Source organism: Streptomyces sparsus, assembly GCF_054776295.1.
In genome coordinates this window covers 1-551 of the sequence record NZ_BAAHCA010001708.1, presented here as the reverse complement: position 1 = coordinate 551, position 551 = coordinate 1, and the positions used below count along the sequence as shown (strand labels likewise).

At 76.0% G+C, this 551-nt stretch carries 1 protein-coding gene; it reads right to left on the bottom strand.

The annotated features are described in order from the left end of the window. Positions 1 to 551 (bottom strand): serine/threonine-protein kinase (locus ACYVE9_RS30425; protein ID WP_461031071.1); only part of this gene is annotated, 551 nt, incomplete at both ends.

Here is a 551-nt window from a genome sequence, read left to right as displayed (position 1 = left end):
AGGCCACCGTGCCGCCCTCGCTGCCGGCGGCCCCGGCCACCGTCGCCAGCAGGTCCTCGACCCGCGGGCGGCGCGAGGGGTCCTTGTCCAGGCAGCGCGCCACCAGTGGGGCCAGCCTGCCGGAGAGCGCGTCCAGGTCCGGTGGTTCGTGCACGACGCGGAACATGAGGGCCTGCGCCGATCCGCTGCCGAACGGACCGGTGCCGGAGGCGGTGAAGGCCAGGACGGCGCCGAGCGCGAACACATCGCTGGCCGGCCCCACCGGGCCCCCGGTCAGCTGCTCGGGTGACATGAAGCCGGGGGTGCCGACCACCATGCCGGTGCGGGTGAGCGCGCTGGCCTCGCCGGCCACCGAGATGCCGAAGTCGATGACCCGCGGACCGTCGGAGGCCAGCAGCACGTTGGACGGCTTCAGGTCCCGGTGCACGAGGTCCGCGGCGTGCACGGCCTCCAGCGCCTCGGCCAGGCCGGCCGCCAGCGCGAGCACCGACTGCTGCGGCCAGGGGCCGTGGGCGGCGACCGCCTCGTCCAGCGAGACGCCCGGCACGTAG